This window comes from Trinickia mobilis, from assembly GCF_017315705.1.
GTDB classification, from domain to species: domain Bacteria; phylum Pseudomonadota; class Gammaproteobacteria; order Burkholderiales; family Burkholderiaceae; genus Trinickia_A; species Trinickia_A mobilis.
This window is the reverse complement of record NZ_JAFLRF010000015.1, coordinates 1-17832: the sequence shown is the minus strand read 5'-3', so window position 1 is coordinate 17832 and position 17832 is coordinate 1. Positions and strand designations below refer to the sequence as shown.

Below are 17832 nucleotides of genomic sequence, written 5' to 3'. Positions count from 1 at the left end.
CATGGGACCAGAGTAAGCGCTAAAGCGCCAACTCTGATCGACAGGAGCGGCGCATGGACTTCACCTTCACCGATGAACAGCAGCAATTCGCCGACGCGCTGCGTCGCTATCTCGAGAAGCACTACGGCTTCGAAACGCGGCAGGCCATCGTGCGGTCGGAGCCGGGCGTCTCGGCCGCGCATTGGGGCGCTTTCGCCGAGCTTGGCCTGACGGCGCTGCCGGTGCCCGAAGCGCAGGGCGGGTTCGGCGGCAGTGCGGTCGACATGCTCGTCGTGATGCAGGAGCTGGGGCGAGGGCTCGTCGTCGAGCCGTATTGGGCGACGGCGGTCGGCATCGAGGCGCTGCGTCTTGCGGGTACGGGCGACGGCGACGACGCGCAATGGCTCGAACGCGCGGGCGCAGGCGAGATCAAGCTCGCTGTGGCGTTTCATGAGCCTCACGCGCGCTACGACCTGTTCGATATCGCGACTACTGCCAAAGAAGAGGGCGGCCGATTCACGCTGACCGGATGCAAATCGATCGTGCAGCACGGCGCGCAAGCGGACTATTGGATCGTGCCGGCGCGTCTTGCCGGCGAAATCGCGTTGTTCATCGTGCCGCGCGACGCGGCGCACGCCGAGGTTGCCGAGTACCGCACGATCGACGGTCAGCGCGCCGCGACGCTCACGTTCGCCAATACGCCCGCCCGCCGGCTTGCCGGCGTGCACGCGGGAGCAGCGACGCTCGAGCACATCGCCGACTATGGCATCGTCCTGCTGTGCGCGGAAGCCATCGGCGCGCTCGACGCGCTGAATCATGCAACCCTCGAATACACGAAAGCGCGTCAGCAGTTTGGCGTGCCGATTGCGCGCTTCCAGGTGCTGCAGCACCGAATGGCCGAGATGCTGATTCATACGGAACAGGCGCGTTCGCTCGCGTATCTGGCGGCGGTCCGCTATGCGAGCCGCGATGCCGACGAGCGGCGCCGCGCGGTATCGGCGGCGAAAGTGCGCATCGGACAAGCCGCGCGCTTCGTCGGTCAGCAAGCGGTGCAGTTGCACGGCGGCATGGGCGTGACCAACGAGGTCGCGGCGGCGCACTGGTTCAAGCGGCTCGCGATCATCGAGACGACGCTCGGCGACGTCGACCATCACCTCGCGCGCTTCGCGGCGCTGCCGGGTTTCGCGACGGCCGATGCCTGAGCGCTGTCGCGAAGACTCACTTCAATGAAGGAGCAGAACAATGGGTATGAGTTACGAAGACTTTGAAGTCGGCACGACGGCGGACGTCGGCGAGCACACGTTCGGCGCCGACGAAATCATCCGGTTCGGCGAGCAGTTCGACCCGCAGCCGTTCCATGTGGACGAGGCCGCCGCGAAGGCGTCCCCGTTCGGCGGTCTGATCGCGAGCGGCTGGCATACGTGTTCGGTCATGATGGGTCTTGTCGTGCGCAATCAGTTGCGCGGTTCGACGTCGATGGGCTCGCCCGGCGTCGACGAAGTCCGCTGGATCAAGCCGGTGCGCGCCGGCGACACGATCCTGATGAAGAACACGGTCCTCGACAAGCGCGTATCCGAGAGCCGTCCGGACCGCGGCATCGTGTCGATCCAATGGGAAGGCATCAACCAGAACGGGGAGACGGTTATCGTCGTGCGCTCGAAGGTGATTTTCGGGCTGCGTAATCCGGGAGGCACCCGATGAACCGCCCCCACGCTCACTATTGTTCGCTTCCAGCCGCGAGGGCGGTTGCCTTCCTTGGGGCGGCCCAGCGCCCCGAAGGAAGTCCCCTGGGGGACGGGAGGCAACATGACGCCTGAGATGCCGGCTTCTGCGCAGAACGCGATCGTCGAGCTCGGCGATGCCGACGCGCTGCGCTCGCTCATCGGCGCCGCGCCGCTGACGAGCGGCTGGGTCGAAATCGATCAGGCTCGCGTCGGCATGTTTGCGGATGCGACCGGCGATCACCAGTGGATACACGTCGACCCCGAACGGGCCGCGCGCGATTCGCCGTTCGGCGGAGCGGTCGCGCATGGATTCCTGACGTTGTCGCTGGTCCCGGCGCTGCTCGAAAAGACCGTCGCGATGCGGCAGCGCATGGGCGTCAACTACGGGCTCAATCGCGTACGCTTCACGGCGCCGGTTCGGGTGGGTGCGCGCGTGCGGGCGCGCTTTCAGGTGGAGGGCGTGACCGATGTGGACGGCGGCGGCGTACAGGTCATCTGGAACGTGACGCTCGAAGCCGAAGGCGGCGCTGCGGGCGGCAGCGACAAGCCGGTTTGCGTCGCCGAGTTCATCACGCGGCACTATTTCTAAGGAAGTTCGTTGCAGGGCGCGGCGAGCGGCACGTCGAGGGCCGCTCGCCACAATGCCCCGCGGCGCGGTTGCCGCTCAATGCCGCGCGTATTGCGTCGCGCCGAACAGCACTTCCTTCGCTTTGTCGTCGAACGAAGCCTTGCGTTCCGACGCCAGCACTTCGACCGCGCGCTGGACCGCCGGCCGCGCCGCAATCGCTTCATGCCAGCGTTTCACGTTCGGGAAGTCGTCCAGATCGACGCCCTGGTTCTTCCAGGAGCGTGTCCATGGAAAGCTCGCGATGTCGGCGATCGAGTAATCGTTGCCCGCGAGATATTGCGTCTTGCCGAGCTTCGTATCCATCACGCCGTACAGGCGCTTCGTCTCGTTCGTGTAGCGGCTGACCGCGTATTCGATCTGCTCGGGCGCATAGATGCGGAAATGGTGCGTCTGACCGAACATCGGGCCGATGCCGCCCATCTGGAACATCAGCCATTGCAGCGTCGTGTAGCGGGCGGCGGGATCGGCGGAGAGGAACTTGCCGGTCTTCTCGGCCAGATAGATCAGGATCGCGCCCGATTCGAACAGCGACAGCGGCTTGCCGCCAGGCCCTTGCGAATCGACGATCGCCGGGATCTTGTTGTTCGGGCTGATCGCGAGGAACTCGGGCTTGAACTGGTCGCCGGCGCCGATGTCGACGCCGTGCACGTTGTAATCGAGGCCCGTCTCCTCGAGCATGATGTGAACCTTATGGCCGTTCGGGGTCGCCCAGCTATAGACGTCGATCATGACGCCTCCTTCGGGGGCAGCGAACGTGTCGATCCGGAGTAGCGCTTTAGCGCGTACTCCGGTCCCATGCAAAGCAAGTGAGCGTGGGGATAGTGCATCTCGTCTCCTTTTCCATAAGGACGGCGCCGCACACGCGGCGCCAAAAGCACGGAAAAAATTAGAGCATGGATTGCTACGTGCTGCTGACGGCCTCGAAAATCCGGCTTGGCGTCCGGGTTTCTCAGCCGTGCGCGGCCGCTTCAGGGTCCACGTAGCGCGCGAGTTCGAGCTTCGCGATCGCGTTGCGGTGCACTTCGTCGGGGCCGTCAGCGAAGCGCAGCGTGCGGGCCGACGCGTACGCGTAGGCGAGCGGGAAGTCGTCGCTGACGCCGCCGCCGCCGTGCGCCTGGATCGCCCAGTCGATCACCTGGCACGCCATGTTCGGTGCGACGACCTTGATCATCGCGATCTCCCCGCGCGCGCCCTTGTTGCCGACGGTGTCCATCATGTAGGCGGTCTTCAGCGTCAAGAGGCGCGCCTGTTCGATCATGCAACGCGCTTCGGCGATGCGTTCCTGCGTGACCGTCTGCGCGGCGATGGGCTTGCCGAACGCGACGCGCTGCGAGGTGCGCTTGCACATCAATTCGAGCGCGCGTTCCGCGAGCCCGATCAAGCGCATGCAGTGGTGGATGCGGCCCGGACCGAGGCGGCCTTGCGCAATCTCGAAGCCGCGGCCAACGCCCAGCAGCATGTTCGATGCGGGCACACGCACGTTTTCGAGCGTGATCTCCATGTGGCCGTGCGGCGCGTCGTCGTAGCCGAACACCGACAGCGGCCGGTGCACGGTGATGCCGGCGCTGTCCGCGGGGACGAGAATCATCGATTGCTGCTGGTGTTTCGCCGCGTCGGGATCGGTCTTGCCCATCACGATATAGATCTTGCAGCGCGGATCGCCCGCGCCCGACGACCACCACTTGCGCCCGTTGAGCACGTAGTCGGTGCCGTCGCGCTCGATGCGCGTCTGGATGTTCGTCGCATCGGAGGACGCCACGTCAGGCTCGGTCATCAGGAACGCCGAGCGGATCCGGCCTTCGAGCAGCGGCTCGAGCCATTCGCGCTTGTTCGCTTCGCTGCCGTAGCGCTCGAGCGTTTCCATGTTGCCGGTGTCGGGCGCGTTGCAGTTGAAGACTTCCGGCGCCCAGGGCACGCGGCCCATGATCTCGCAGAGCGGCGCGTATTCGAGGTTCGTCAGGCCTGCGCCGCGCTTCGAGGCGGGCAGGAAGAGATTCCATAGGCCGGCCTCGCGCGCGCGTCTTGAGCGTCTCGACGATTTGCGTCGGTATCCACGCATTGCCGTTTTGCCGGTTGCGAGCGATTTCCTCGTAGAACGTCTTTTCGTTCGGATAGACGTGCTCGTCGAAGAACGCGAGGAGCTTCTCGCGCAACGCCTGGACTTTCGGGGTGTAGTCGAAATTCATGATGCCTCCCGCTGGGACGGTTTCTTTCGTGACGGTATCGGTGCCGAGCTCAGCGCACTTTCTGCGCGTACTGCCACGCCAGTTCGGCCATCGGCCGTGCGCGGCGGCCGGCGTCGGCCGCTTGTGCGCTCGCCGCCGTGCCCTCGACGACGCGCTTCATGATCCCTTGCAGGATCGCCGCGATGCGGAACATGTTGTAGGCCAGGTAGAAGTTCCAGTCGCCTTCGATCTTCAAGCCCGTGCGTTCGCAATAGCGCTGCACGTAATGAGCTTCATCGGGAATGCCGAGCGCCGTCCAATCGAGCCCGGCGATGCCGCGAAACTGCTTGGGGTCGACGTGCCACGCCATGCAATGGTAGGCGAAGTCGGCGAGCGGGCTGCCGAGCGTCGACAGCTCCCAGTCGAGCACTGCGAGCACGCGCGGCTCGCTTGGATGGAAGATCAGATTGTCGAGCCGGTAGTCGCCGTGCACGATCGACACGCGCCTCTGTCCCTGCGTGCCGTCGTCCGCTTCAGCCGGCATGTGCTGCGGCAGCCATTCGATGAGCCGGTGCATCGCTTCGATCGGCTCGGTCTCGGACGCCTGGTACTGCTTGCTCCAGCGGCCGATCTGCCGCGCGAAGTAGTTGCCCGGCTTGCCGTAGTCGGCAAGGCCGGCCTTCTCGACATCGATCGTATGCAATGCCGCGATCACGCGATTCATTTCGTCGTAGATCGCCGCGCGTTCGGCGCTCGACATGCCGGGCAGCGACGGGTCCCACAGCACGCGGCCCGCGACGAACTCCATCACGTAGAACGCACGGCCGATCACCGCTTCGTCTTCGCAAAGCGCGAGCATTTGCGCGACGGGGACATCGGTGCCTGCGAGCGCGTCCATCACGCGGTACTCGCGCTCGATCGCGTGCGCGGACGGCAAGAGCTTCGCGGCAGGGCCGGGTTTCGCGCGCATCACGTAGCTGCGCGACGGCGTGACGAGCTTGAACGTGGGGTTCGACTGGCCGCCGGCGAATTGCTCGACAGCGAGCGGCCCGGCGAAGCCGTCGACGTGCGCGGCGAGCCATTCTCCGAGCGCCGCGATGTCGAAACGCTGACGCTCGGACACCGCGCGGGTGCCGACGAACGCCGAATAGTCTTGCGGCGGATCCGAATCTGCTGCTGGACGGCTCGTTGCCATTGTCTCCTCCAGATCGGTTGGGTTCGATACTCGTGCTCAGTCGCGCTTATATCGAAGGTATTGCGCGTAGAGCAGTTCCATCGTCGTGTTGCGCACGTCCTTGAATAGCGGGGACGGCGGCGAATAGTTGAGCGTGCGGATGACCCAGTCGCGCGGCTCGCCGCCGACGTCGAGCGCGTTGATGCAGCCCGTCGCCTGCGCGAGGTGGCCGAAGAACGCGCGCCCGCCTGCCGTGATCGCGTGCGAGAGCAGCGCGCGATTGACGCCGCCGTGCAGCACGAGCAGCGCCGTGTCCCACAACGGATCGTCGCGCAGCTTTGCGACGGGCGGCAGCACGCGATCGAGCAATTCGCCGATCGTCTCGCCGCCGAGGAAGTGCGTGTCCTCGGCGACGATGCCGTCGAACACGCGCAGAAAGGCGGATTCGACTTCGCCGGGCGGCAGGCCCGCAAGGCGTCCGCCGCGAATCTCCTGCCATTCGGGCCAGATTTCGATCTCGATCTTCTGTCCCGTCTCCGCCAGCACGCGCTGCGCTGTTTCGACCGTGCGCGGCAAGCCGCTCACGATCACGCGATCGAAGCGCACCTCGTGCGCGGCGAACTCGCGGCCCGCCGCGCTGGCCTGTTCGCGGCCGTTCGCGTTGAGCGGCACCGTTTCGGGCTCGATCGCGCGGCCCGAGGCGTCGAAGTAAGTCACGTCGCCGTGCCGCATCAGGAAGATGCGGCGGCGCTTGGGCATGTCGAAGCCTGCTGTCGTCGGATCGCTCATTTGTAGACCGGGGCGCGTTTTTCGAGGAATGCGGTGATGCCTTCGAGCCCGTCGCGGTGATGGAGCGACGCGACGAAGCTGTCGCGCTCGGCAATCAGGTGATCGGCGAGCGGCTGCGAATCGGCCGCGGCGACGAGCGACTTGATCCGCGTGGCGGCGTTCGGCGAAACGCGCCCAAGCTCGTTGGCCCAGGCGAGCGCGGTGTCGAGCACGGCGGATGGCTTCGCGAGCCGGTTCACGACGCCCAGTTCGACGAGGCGCGTGGCGGCGACCGGCTTGGCTTCGAGCAGGATTTCGGTCGCGAGCTGGCGCGGCAAGGCGCGCGCGAGAAACCACGACCCGCCGCCGTCGGGTGTGAGGCCGACGCGCGAATACGACATGACGAATTTCGCATCGTCCGCGGCGACGATCAGATCGCACGCCAGTGCGAGCGAGAAGCCCGCGCCGGCCGCGGCGCCGGCCACGGCAGCAATCGCCGGCTTCGTCGAGGCGCGCAGCGCCGAGATCCACTCGCCGAGCAGGTCGATGCTTTGCGCCTGCACCGACGGATCTTTCGCGCGGTTCTCGAGCAGCCGGTTCAGGTTGCCGCCCGCGCAAAAGAAGCCGTCCGCGCCGGTCAGCACGATCGCGCGGATCGACGCATCGCGCTCGGCAGTGTCGAGCGCCTCGATGCCGGCGGCGTACATGTCAGGATGCAGCGCGTTGCGCGCGCCGGGGTTCGAGAGCGTGAGAACGAGCGTCGATTCGCTTTCGGGCGGGCGCGACGCGAGGAGTTCGGCGGTCATGGTGGTTCCTGGGTCAGTGGCGTGTTCGAATTCGATCTTAGTTCGGGGCGTCGGCCGCATCGGCGCTCGTAAGCGGCAGGCAGAGCTGGGCGCGGCGCGCGAGCCACGGCGACGGCCGATAGCGCGGATCGCCGAGCACGTTCGACATATTGCGCAGAATCGTCAGGAGGGTCTGCGCGCCGAGCGCATCGCCGAGTGCGAGCGGTCCCTTCGGATAGCCGAGGCCGAGCGTGACGGCGAGGTCGATATCTTGCGGCGAGGCGATCTGCCGCTGCGCGATGTCGCAGCCGATGTTGACGATCGTCGCGACGATCCGCTGCGCGACGAAGCCCGTTGAATCGCGGATCGCCGTGACGGGCACGCCGTCGGCGGCGAAGAGCGCATGGGCGGCATCGCGCGCGGCGCGTGTCGTGGCCGGCGTCGTCATCAGCGTGCGGCGCTTGACGGTGGCGAGCGGGAAGAGGGCATCGATTGCGACGGTGCGGCTGGCATCCAGTTGCTCTTCGACGGCCGCCGTCGTCGCATCGAGACCGAACGGCGTCACGACGATCAAGGAATCGCGAGCGGGTTTTGCGCCTTCGTCGAGCGCGACGTTGGCGCGTGTCACGAGTTCCAACACCGCGTTGCGCGCCTCGGGATGACGCCCGCTGACCCACACGCGCTGCGGCAGTGCGGTGGGCGCGCTCGGCTCGCCGGGCACTTGCTGCTTGCCGTCGACGTAGCGATAAAAACCTTCGCCTGCCTTCTTGCCGATCAGCCCGCCCGCGAGCCGCGTGCCGGTAATCGGCGACGGCGTGAAGCGGGGCTCCTCATAGAACTGGTGATAGATCGACTCCATCACGGGATGCGACACGTCGAGCGCGGTCAGGTCGAGCAGTTCGAACGGACCGAGGCGAAAGCCGGCCTGCTCGCGCATGATCCTGTCGATATCGGCAAAGCTCGCCACGCCCTCGCTCGCGACGCGCAACCCTTCGGTATTCATCCCGCGTCCGGCGTGGTTGACGATGAAGCCGGGCATGTCCTTCGCGCGCACGGGGGTGTGTCCCATGCGGCGTGCGAGGTCCATGAGCGCGTCGCCGGCAGCCGGATCGCCGCGCAGCCCGTCGATCACTTCGACGACCTTCATGAGCGGCACTGGATTGAAGAAGTGATAGCCCACGACGCGCGACGCATCCGTGCACGCGGCGGCAATGGCGGTAATCGACAGCGACGACGTGTTGGACGCGAGCACGCAGCGCCCGCTGACGATGGTTTCGAGTTCGCGAAAGAGCGCGCGCTTGGCGTCGAGCTTTTCGACGATCGCCTCGACCACCAGATCGCAATCGGCGAGCTCGGCGAGCGCCTGCGCGCCGATCACGCGTGCGAGCGCGGCGTGCGCGCCGGCTTCATCGAGTTTGCCCTTGACGGTCAGCTTGACGAAGATGTCCGCGAGGTAATCGCGTGCGGCTAAGACGGCTTGCGGGTCGGTATCGAAGAGCCGCACGGTGAGGCCGGCGAGCGCCGCGATCTGCGCGATGCCGCGTCCCATCGCGCCTGTGCCTACGATGCCGACAGTCTCGATGCGGGTCCGACGAGAGGCCATAATGGTGTCCCACTCCAAATCTGTTTTAAAATAGCACGGTCGTGCGATTTAAAATGATGCCTGGCGGAGCTTGGCGGCGGCGCGTGGCGCCTAACGGCTCCGATCATCCTGTCACATGGAGACGCCGTATGATCCAGCTGCACGGTTTCGCGCTGTCCAACTACTACAACAAGGTGAAGTTCGTTTTGCTCGAACACGGTATTGAGTTCGAGGAAGTGTTCATCATTCCGTCGCAGGACGAAGCGGTGCTTGCGCATTCGCCGCTCGGCAAGGTGCCGTACATCCGCACGGAAGCGGGCGATTTGTGCGAATCGGAAGTGATCGTCGAGTATCTCGCACAGCGCTATCCCGACAAGCCGATTTTTCCGGCCGATCCGTTCGAGGCCGCGAAGGCGCGTGAACTGGTGACGTTCGTCGACCTGCATCTCGAACTCGTCGCGCGCGAGCTGTACAAGGAGGCGTTCTTCGGCGGCACGGTGACTGACGCCACCAAGGCGCGGGCTGAGAAGCGCCTGATGCACGGCATTGCCGGCTTCAAGCGGCTCGCGAAGTTCGCGCCTTATCTGGCGGGCCACGAATTCACCATCGCCGATATCGCCGCGTTTGCAAGCCTGCCGCTCGTCGGCATGGCGACGAACACGGTCTACGGGCGCGACTTCCTGCTCGATGCAGGCATCGATTGGAAGCGCTACGTGAAGCTGATCAACCAGCGGCCCGCCGCGCAGCGCGTGACGGACGATCGCAAGGCATACGTCGCTGCAAAATGAAGCGGCTGCACGAGCCGTGAACGCGAGGCGCGAATGCGAACAACGGGCGCTCTGTCGCATGATCGCGCTCGCCGTCAGAGCCGCGCGAGCCGTTCGAGCGCGGTGGCGAGCGTGCTTTCCTGCTTCGCGAAGCAAAAGCGCACGACGCCCGATTCGTGCGCCTCGTGATAGAAGGCCGACACCGGAATCGCCGCCACGCCGATTTCGCTCGTGAGCCACGTCGAGAAATCCGCTTCCGGCAGATCGCTCACCGCCGCGTAGTCGACGCACTGAAAGTACGTGCCGGTGCAAGGCAGGAGCTTGAAGCGGGTCTTCGCGAGGCCTTCGCGGAAAAAGTCGCGCTTCCTCTGATAGAACGCCGGCAGCGCTAGATAGGGCGCCGGATCGCGCAGATAGTCGGCGAGCCCATACTGCATCGGCGTGTTCACCGTGAACACATTGAATTGATGGACCTTGCGGAACTCGGCCGTCAGTGCGGCCGGTGCGCAGACATAGCCGATCTTCCAGCCTGTCACGTGAAAGGTCTTGCCGAAGCTCGACACCACAAAGCTGCGCTGCGCGAGCTCCGCGTAGCGCGCGACGCTTTCGTGCGGTGCGCCGTCGTACACCATGTGCTCATAGACCTCGTCCGAGACGATCAGCACGTTCGTCCCGTGCACGATCTCCTCGAGCTTGCGCATGTCGTCGGCGCGCCAGACCGTGCCGGTCGGGTTGTGCGGCGTGTTGATCAGGATGAGCCGGGTCTTCGGCGTGACCGCGGCGGCGAGCTTGTCGAACGGAATCGCGTAGTCGGGCGCTTCAAGCGTGACGAAGACCGGCTTGCCGCCCGCCAGCTCGATCGACGGCACATAGCAGTCGTAGTTCGGTTCGAGGACGATGACCTCGTCGCCTGGGTGCACAGTCGCGAGGATCGCCGTGAGCAATGCCTGCGTGGCGCCGGCCGTCACGGTGACTTCGGTATTCGCGTCGTAGCGCCGGCCGTAGAGGTTCGCGACTTTGTCCGAGATCGCTTGGCGCAGCGGCGCGATGCCGGCCATCGGCGGATATTGATTGTGTCCGTCGCGCATCGCTTTCGCAACCGCGTCGACGATGCGCGGATCGCAATCGAAATCGGGAAAGCCCTGGCCGAGGTTGACCGCGCGCTTTTCGGCGGCGAGCGCGCTCATGACCGTGAAGATCGTCGTGCCGACGTGCGGCAGGCGCGAGGCGAAGGTGGGTGTCGTGAGCGTTTCGTGCGGTGCGTTCATGATTCGGTCGGCAGGCTCGAGCAGGTTCGTGTTGGAGGTCAAGGCGCTGGCGGAGGGTTTCGGCGGGCCTGATGTCGAATGCCAGGCGTCAGGCTGGTTCTGGTGCCGGCTCCGGCACGGCGGCGGCGCCGAGTTCGCAGGCAGCGACGAATGGCGCAGGTTGTGCGATCCGAAAGCCGAAGTCGCGCGCGATTCGCTTCGCGAGCTTCAGCACGGCACGGTCTTTCGATACGAGCCAATCGGCGTGCGCCGCATGTGCGAGTTCGAGAAACTTCTGGTCGTCGCGATCCTTGCAGTTCGGCAGCGGACGGGCATTTTCTGGCGGAGCGTCCGCCGCTTCCGGCGCGACGAATTCCGCCAGGCGTCTGACGGCCGCCAGCGCCGCTTCCTTGTCGACATTGCGCGCGACGAACTGCGGATAGTCCAGCACGCGCGTGAGCTCGGCGAGGCACCGCGCATCGATCAACGCGTGCAGCGCGCCGGATTCCAGCGCCGCCTGGATCGGACGCGTGTCGGGGTCGTCGAAGACGAGAATGTCGATCCAGACATTCGAATCGAGGATGACGCGGGGCGCGCCGCGCGAGGCATGGGAACTAGGCATTCGTTACAATCGGGCTTTCCCGTCTTTACCGCCCGGCACGGCGTGCCGGCGAGCCTCTATGATAATTGTTTTGTCTCCGGCGAAATCGCTCGACTACGAAACGCCGCCGCACGTCAAGAAACATACGATCCCCGATTTTGCAGACGAAGCCGCCGAGCTGATCGGCGAGCTGCGCCGCCTGTCACCGCAACAGATCGCGTCGCTGATGGGCATCTCCGATACGCTCGCGCATCTGAACTTCCAGCGTTATGCCGATTGGTCGCCGCGCTTTAGTGCCGAAAACGCGAAGCAGGCCGTGCTCGCATTCAATGGCGACGTGTACGAGGGGTTCGACGCGAAGTCGCTTTCGGCCGCCGATCTCGACTACGCGCAACACCACGTGCGCGTGCTGTCGGGCCTTTACGGGTTGCTGCGGCCGCTCGACCTGCTGCAGCCATACCGGCTCGAAATGGGGACGCGCTTTGCGAACGGACGCGGCAAGGATCTCTACGCGTTCTGGGGCGAGCGCATCACGCACGCGCTCAACGCTCAGTTGCAAAAGAACAAAGGGGCGGCGCGGGTGCTCGTCAATTGCGCGTCGGAGGAGTACTTCAAGTCGGTCAAGCCGAAGCTGCTCGACGCGCCGGTCGTCACGCCGGTCTTCGAGGACTGGAAGGGTGGCCGCTACAAGATCATCAGCTTTCACGCGAAACGCGCTCGCGGCCTGATGGCGCGCTATGCGGTCGAAAACCGCGCGGACGCGCCGGAAGCGCTGAAAAACTTCGCGGCCGAAGGCTACGCGTTCGATGCCGAGGCTTCGAACGACTCCACTTATGTATTTCGCCGGCGCGTGGGCGATTGACGGTCAAGTCCGCCGACGCATCCCTACCAGACAAGGAACGCCCCATGAGTCTATTGATCACGACCAACTTTGACGCCGGCGCAGTCGAAGTCCTATCCTGCGAACAAGCGGACGATATCCGCCTGCGCGTCCGCCGCGACAGCCACGCGGATTTTGCGCAGTGGTTCTATTTCCGCCTTTCGGGCGCGCGCGGCGCGCGCTGCGTGATGACCTTCGAAAACGCGTCCGAGTGCGCGTTCGCGGAAGGATGGCGCAACTACCAGGCCGTGGCGAGCTACGACCGCGTCAACTGGTTCCGCGTGCCGACGTCATACGACGGACGCGTGATGACGATCGACCACACGCCCGATTTCGACCGCATCTACTACGCGTATTTCGAGCCGTACAGCGAGGAGCGGCATTCGGAGTTTCTCGGCGCCGTGCAGCAGATGCCGCAAGCGAATCTGGTCGAACTTGGACAGACGGTCGAAGGCCGACCGATGTCGCTGCTCGTGCTCGGCACGCCGGATACCGGCGACAAGCCCAAGAAGAAGGTCTGGATCATCGCGCGCCAGCACCCGGGCGAGACGATGGCCGAGTGGTTCGTCGAGGGCCTCGTGAAGCGGCTCGCAGGGTGGGGCGATTGGGCGGGCGACCCGGTTGCGCGAAAGCTCTATGACCACGCGGTGTTCTACATCGTGCCGAACATGAATCCGGACGGCAGCGTGCGCGGCAATCTGCGCACCAATGCCGCAGGCGCGAACTTGAACCGCGAATGGATGGAGCCGGACGCGGCGCGCAGCCCCGAAGTGCTGCTCGTGCGCGATGCCATTCGTGCGACGGGCTGCGATCTCTTCTTCGATATCCATGGCGACGAGGCCCTGCCGTATGTGTTCGTCGCGGGCTCCGAGATGTTGCCCGGTTTTACGGAGGAGCAGGGTAGGCGGCAAGCCGCATTCATCGACGCATTCAAGCAGGCAAGCCCGGACTTCCAGGACAAATTCGGCTACGAACCGTCGAAGTACCAGCAGGACGCGCTGAAGCTCGCGTCGAAGTCCATCGGCCACGAATTCGGCTGCCTGTCGTTGACGCTGGAGATGCCGTTCAAGGACAACGCGAATCTTCCCGACGAGCGCGTCGGCTGGAACGGCGAGCGCAGCGCGGCGCTGGGCGCGGCGATGCTCAATGCGGTGCTGCGGCATGTCGAGACGTTTGCCTGAGGCCCTGAGGCCCGGTGCTGCGCCGCGGCGTGATGCCTCGCTGGCGTTTGCCATCTGCGTGGCCGGCGAGCGCGTCGAATCGCCTCATGCGCGGCGCAACGGCACAGACGGGTCGCCCAAAACGGTCAGGACTCTTTTGCCGTCGACGTCTTCTGCTCCGTATTGGTCTCCTTCTTTGTCGACGACTTATTGGCCGTGGCCTTTTTCTTCGTCGTTGCGTTCGACGAGACCGCCTTGGAGGCGCTCTTGCCGGTCGACTTCTTTTTCGTCGTGCCCTTGCCAGTGTGTTTGCCTTTCGCAGCCTTGGAGACGGGCGCCTTGGCACGCGTTGCGGGCGGCACCGGATCGTTCCAACTGAAAGCGAGCATCTGCGTGCCGACATAGCCGCAGCGGAACTTCAAATTGATCGGCGGCTGACTCGCGTCGTGCGGGTAGCCCAACCCTTCGACCGTCACGATGTTATCGACTTTCACTCGTTGTTTGCCTTCGTCGAACGAATCGTTCCAGGGGGTGATGGTGGCGTGCTCGCTATCGAAAGATTCGGGAGAGAACTCGACATGGTCGATTGCGCTCGATGTGCTGGCGACGAAGTTTCCGTGCGCCGCGCAGTCGGCGACGAGCGGGTCGGCATGCATATCGGTGATGTACTTGTTGATCATTTCGTTGCGCTGATCGACAAGGTCGGCAAAGGCGGGAGTGGCAAGCGCAAGTGAAACGCTGGCAGCGCACGCCGCCAGCCGGCCGACGAAAAGAAAGAATCGGCGCGGAGTGTTGGAGCTATCCATCTAATTATGCAGGTTGAGACAACAGGCACGTAAGATGCCTGACGATGCGGTGTAGTTCAACTTCAGAACAAATATTCCGGCGGGCTATGCTGCGAAAAATCGGCCGATGCCTTGGCGAACTCGCTCGGTGTTCCACTGCCGATGCCACGTCGCAATTGCATCCGCCGCAGCGCCGCACGGGTCGGGCGCGGCGCCGCGACTCAGGTGCGGGGGCCGCCGAGCCGATAGCGGCGCACATCGTACGTGGTTACCCACGTCGGTTTATAGACCGCGATGAGCGCAGTCGACATCCCGGTAAACCACGCCTCGCCGGAAGCGAGCAGGAGTACGCTGAAGGCGTACCCAACCGGGATCACGGCCATCGAGCCGTTGGCGAGCGCCACGTGCGTACCGATCGCGGCTGCCGATGCAACGGCCACCGCAATTGCCGGGGATACGAAGCCTTGCGCGCAGATAAAGACAAACAAATTGCGCGGCAGCCACGCGATCGTCGCGCGCTGCAACAACGCGGAAACGCCGACAGGCATCGCTCCGTAGACAAGGAAGGTCAGCGCGATGCCTTGCCAAGTCGCATCGAAAATCACCGCAGCGATGCCGCTGACGGCCGCCATCGCAATCAGCGCCAGCGCCCAATCGAACAGCGTGACCACCAGCGTCGCGCCGAGCAGATGCATGACAGGTCCGTCGTCCAGCCAGGCGTTGGTCGCCCATAGCACCGAAACCGCCACGATGATCGCGAGCCACACGTGCTGCAGCGTGCCGTCCTGAAGACGCCGGAACGGCCTGCGCGATAACGCGAACGCAAGCAGTCCTGCGGCGACGATCCAGGCACCGACGGCAAGCCATAACGGTAACGGTGTGTAGAGGAAACCCATGCATCTCATATTACTCGTTGGTGCGCAAAAGGTGTGAGCGGATTCCATGCCAGCGGCCTGTCGAAGCCGCTGGCCAATGCCTCGGGCGACGCGTCAGGTTCCGTCTGATCTCCTCTTGCCGAATGGCGCAACAGGTTCAGCAGCGATCGGAAGATTGCTGTCGTCGTTGTCGGGCAACGGATATTTGAAGCCGGTATTAGGTCGCAGAGGCACGGGCCCGGGCTGGCCGAGCACGGGCTTTGGTGCGCTATCGGCAAGCGGGCGCAGGACTTCGAGTTGCGGCGACTGCCAGTCGTTGTAGAGCGCAACGGCTGCAGCGCGGTTGAGCGCGCCCAACTGCTGGAAGATGCTGGCGAGATGTATCTTGACCGTGCCCTCGCTGATGCCGAGCGTGCGCGCGATCATCTTGTTGGTGCTTCCCATGTGGACGCAGCGCATGATCTGCTCTTGACGCGGCGACAGCGGACGCGAGAGGCGCATCCGGCGCGAATAGAGGTTGGCGGCATCGCGTGCTCGCGACCCGGCGCCGTGCGGCGGCTCTTGCGCCGATGGCACGTCTAGCGTCAGCACGCGATGCGACACGAAGTGGCCGCCGAGCAACACCCGCTCGAACGCGTGGACGATCAACTGCGGTTCCATCGCTCGCGGAATGATGCCGCGTACGCCTTCGCCGAGCAGTGCCCGCACCTGGGGCAGCGAGGCATCGTCGGTGAGCGCCGCGATTCGCAGCGACGGGTGCTCGTTGAGGAGCGCGCGTATATCCGTCACGCACATCGAGTCCTGCCAGTCGACGACGAGAAGATCGACACTCGAACGCTGCAATGCGCGGCTTGCCTGGGCCCAATCTTTCGCATCGTTAAAGCGCGCCTGCCGATCGATTTGCCGCAGCAGGGCCTTGAGCCCGTCGCGTCTTTCTGCTTCTGAATTCACAACCGAGAACCGCATACTTTGCCTCCCTAGGTTGGATGAGGCGGCGCGATATCCGTGTGCCGGTTCGAGCCGGCTGTCTGTGATGCACCGCCGGCACTATGATGACAAATTCCTTACGTCGCGTGCGGCTGGCCGAATGGCATAGGAAAAATGCAGAAAAAAGCCCTGCGCAGGGCAGGGCTCGGTGTCGCGGCGCGCTCGACGCGCAAACTCAATGAAAATGCGGTTGCGCGGGCTCGGCATCTTCCGGCATTTCGGCGTGCACGATCTCGCCGAGCGGGTCCGCGTACAACGGCACGCCGCAGTCGTCGCAGTATTCCGGCTCGAAGCGCCCGGCATGGCGGCGGATGTCGGTCACGCCGGCTTCCTTAAGCAGCGCGACGATTTCCTCGAGTGGGCCGTCGGCGGCCTCGGCGCCTTCCGGTTCCTCGTCGATGGCCAGCTCGCCGTTTTCGCGCCCGTAGAGGGGCCAGACGACGCCATAGATCACGTCGTTGCTGCCGCGCCGGGTGAAGCCGACGCGATACTCGTCGATGCGGCGCTCGCCGAAGCCCGCCACCACGGCTCTGAGGTCGTGCGGCGCTGCGCCGATCGTGTCGTAGAGGTAGCGGATGGCTGTGCGGACCGTGTGCGGGCGCACGCGCTCATCGGCGTCGCGGCAGGCCGAGTAATAGGCATCCGGCAGCAGGCATTCGAATTCGCAGCCCGGCAGCACCAATGCGAGATTGGCGCCGCCTTGCGTCGCCCATTGCTCGAGGCATTGGCCGCGCTCGATGCGCGCCCCGCCGTCTTCCTCCTGCCATCGAAAGAGCGGGGCGCCGACCGGCGCGGCGACAACCGCAAGCAGGAAGCGCGGGTCGGCGAGAATCGGCGAGGTTTCCGGTAGATCGCCGAAATTGATCTTGGTGACGGTTCCGCTGACGGCGGCCTGGACGAGCTGTTGCGCCACCCGATACGTTTCGACGTGATGCCGGGGCAACTGATCGATGCTGTACAGGAACGGCGCGAGTGCGACCCGCGTGGAATCGGCGAGAACGTGTGCCTGCAGATGCGCGCGCAGCGCGTCGACGGAATCAGTCTTCAGCGGGCCGGACGGGATTGCGTAGCGGGTCCATGCCAGCACCGGCGCGGCGATCAAGAGCGCTTCGTACGGCGTGCCTTCATGTTCGACCACGAACGACTCGCTATGCGTTTCGGCCATGTCGGCAAGCGCGCCGTATGCATCGGGATGGTTTTGCTGAAGATGGTCGAGCGCGGCATCGAGGGTCGTCTGGTTGCCGTTTCGGACAATTTTCGCGAGCAGCGCATCGAGCTTCGCCTCCCAGAAGCGGTCTTCGATGCGGCTGCCCGACGCAAACAACGCGAGCGACAGGCCGACCAGCTTGTCAGCATCGGGAGGGAGGCGTTTGGCGATTCGCGAGCGCATAGTGGCTGAATGTTTGTATTCGAAGAACCCTCCATTCTAGTCTTTTCCCGGCGGCTTTAACTTTGACCGGGCGGGGGGCAATTACCGTCAACGCCCCAGGGGGCTGGGGGCGATGCTGTTGCTCGAGTAGACGAGTAGCGCGGCTGTAAGCTGAGAGGGCGGCATGTTCGCCTGCTGCCAGGCTTTGTTGGGCGGCGGCGGGACCAACACCGAGGAATAATGGGTGCCCAGCATCACAGACGAAGTGCTTGTCATAAGATCTTCAAAATACCGCTTGCCAGGACGCGAGGGGGTGGCTAGAATTTCGGTCTTTCGCGCTTCGGAGTGGGGCGCGA

18 protein-coding genes and 1 pseudogene are annotated in these 17832 nt (G+C 64.8%); 6 read left to right on the top strand and 13 right to left on the bottom strand.

The annotated features are described in order from the left end of the window. Positions 1-53: 53 nt before the first annotated feature. The 3 genes from J3489_RS20800 to J3489_RS20790 all read left to right on the top strand — a co-directional run bounded on the left by J3489_RS20800 (position 54) and on the right by J3489_RS20790 (position 2292). Positions 54-1181: an acyl-CoA dehydrogenase family protein gene (locus J3489_RS20800; protein ID WP_207001182.1), complete on the top strand. Its 1128-nt coding sequence runs from the start codon at positions 54-56 to the stop codon at positions 1179-1181. 40 nt (positions 1182-1221) lie between these two features. Next, positions 1222-1680 (top strand): MaoC family dehydratase, encoded by a 459-nt coding sequence (locus tag J3489_RS20795; protein ID WP_207001180.1) that lies wholly within the window; start codon positions 1222-1224, stop codon positions 1678-1680. 117 nt (positions 1681-1797) lie between these two features. Then, entirely contained in the window at positions 1798-2292 is a 495-nt protein-coding gene (locus J3489_RS20790; protein WP_374193469.1) for a MaoC family dehydratase, read from the top strand. A gap of 75 nt (positions 2293-2367) precedes the next feature. On the opposite strand, the gene J3489_RS20785 is transcribed toward J3489_RS20790, so the two are convergent. From J3489_RS20785 to J3489_RS20760, 6 genes and pseudogenes are all read right to left on the bottom strand, one after another. Further along, on the bottom strand, positions 2368-3060 hold the full coding sequence (locus tag J3489_RS20785; protein WP_207001176.1) for a glutathione binding-like protein: 693 nt from the start codon (positions 3058-3060) through the stop codon (positions 2368-2370). 220 nt (positions 3061-3280) lie between these two features. After that, positions 3281-4517 (bottom strand): annotated as a pseudogene (locus J3489_RS20780) (acyl-CoA dehydrogenase family protein). 49 nt (positions 4518-4566) lie between these two features. Further along, positions 4567-5691, bottom strand: a complete 1125-nt coding sequence (locus J3489_RS20775) for a phosphotransferase (RefSeq protein WP_207001174.1) — start codon at positions 5689-5691, stop codon at positions 4567-4569. Positions 5692-5727: 36 nt separating this feature from the next. Beyond that, on the bottom strand, positions 5728-6459 hold the full coding sequence (locus tag J3489_RS20770; protein ID WP_207001172.1) for a histidine phosphatase family protein: 732 nt from the start codon (positions 6457-6459) through the stop codon (positions 5728-5730). Then, positions 6456-7244, bottom strand: a complete 789-nt coding sequence (locus J3489_RS20765) for an oxepin-CoA hydrolase, alternative type (RefSeq protein WP_207001170.1) — start codon at positions 7242-7244, stop codon at positions 6456-6458. The genes J3489_RS20770 and J3489_RS20765 overlap by 4 nt, the downstream gene beginning before the upstream one ends. Before the next feature lie 37 nt (positions 7245-7281). Further along, positions 7282-8826, bottom strand: coding sequence for a 3-hydroxyacyl-CoA dehydrogenase (locus J3489_RS20760; RefSeq protein WP_207001168.1), 1545 nt, complete (start codon positions 8824-8826; stop codon positions 7282-7284). A 128-nt stretch (positions 8827-8954) separates the two neighbouring features. Between J3489_RS20760 and J3489_RS20755 the strand changes: the two genes are divergently transcribed. Next, on the top strand, positions 8955-9593 hold the full coding sequence (locus J3489_RS20755; protein ID WP_207001166.1) for a glutathione S-transferase family protein: 639 nt from the start codon (positions 8955-8957) through the stop codon (positions 9591-9593). Positions 9594-9667: 74 nt separating this feature from the next. Here the strand turns inward: J3489_RS20755 and J3489_RS20750 are convergent, their stop codons facing one another. Continuing rightward, on the bottom strand, positions 9668-10840 hold the full coding sequence (locus J3489_RS20750) for a pyridoxal phosphate-dependent aminotransferase (RefSeq protein ID WP_207001164.1): 1173 nt from the start codon (positions 10838-10840) through the stop codon (positions 9668-9670). 88 nt (positions 10841-10928) lie between these two features. Further along, the gene (locus J3489_RS20745; protein WP_207001162.1) at positions 10929-11441 is read right to left on the bottom strand and encodes a putative toxin-antitoxin system toxin component, PIN family; all 513 of its coding nucleotides are present in this window, start codon (positions 11439-11441) and stop codon (positions 10929-10931) included. 58 nt (positions 11442-11499) lie between these two features. Between J3489_RS20745 and yaaA the strand changes: the two genes are divergently transcribed. Both yaaA and J3489_RS20735 read left to right on the top strand, forming a co-directional pair. Further along, positions 11500-12282, top strand: a complete 783-nt coding sequence (yaaA, locus tag J3489_RS20740; RefSeq protein WP_207001160.1) for a peroxide stress protein YaaA — start codon at positions 11500-11502, stop codon at positions 12280-12282. A 44-nt stretch (positions 12283-12326) separates the two neighbouring features. After that, positions 12327-13481: a M14 family metallopeptidase gene (locus tag J3489_RS20735; RefSeq protein WP_207001158.1), complete on the top strand. Its 1155-nt coding sequence runs from the start codon at positions 12327-12329 to the stop codon at positions 13479-13481. Positions 13482-13606: 125 nt separating this feature from the next. On the opposite strand, the gene J3489_RS20730 is transcribed toward J3489_RS20735, so the two are convergent. The 5 genes from J3489_RS20730 to J3489_RS20710 all read right to left on the bottom strand — a co-directional run. Further along, positions 13607-14266: a BspC domain-containing protein gene (locus tag J3489_RS20730; protein WP_207001156.1), complete on the bottom strand. Its 660-nt coding sequence runs from the start codon at positions 14264-14266 to the stop codon at positions 13607-13609. A gap of 200 nt (positions 14267-14466) precedes the next feature. Next, the gene (locus tag J3489_RS20725) at positions 14467-15141 is read right to left on the bottom strand and encodes an energy-coupling factor ABC transporter permease (protein WP_207001155.1); all 675 of its coding nucleotides are present in this window, start codon (positions 15139-15141) and stop codon (positions 14467-14469) included. Between the two features lie 93 nt (positions 15142-15234). Next, a complete protein-coding gene (locus tag J3489_RS20720) occupies positions 15235-16086 on the bottom strand; it encodes a response regulator transcription factor (protein ID WP_207001154.1) in 852 nt (283 codons plus the stop codon). Positions 16087-16282: 196 nt separating this feature from the next. Continuing rightward, positions 16283-17497 (bottom strand): DUF2863 family protein, encoded by a 1215-nt coding sequence (locus tag J3489_RS20715; protein WP_207001153.1) that lies wholly within the window; start codon positions 17495-17497, stop codon positions 16283-16285. A gap of 87 nt (positions 17498-17584) precedes the next feature. After that, the coding region (locus J3489_RS20710) for a hypothetical protein (RefSeq protein WP_207001152.1) at positions 17585-17832 on the bottom strand (248 nt) is incomplete at its 5' end.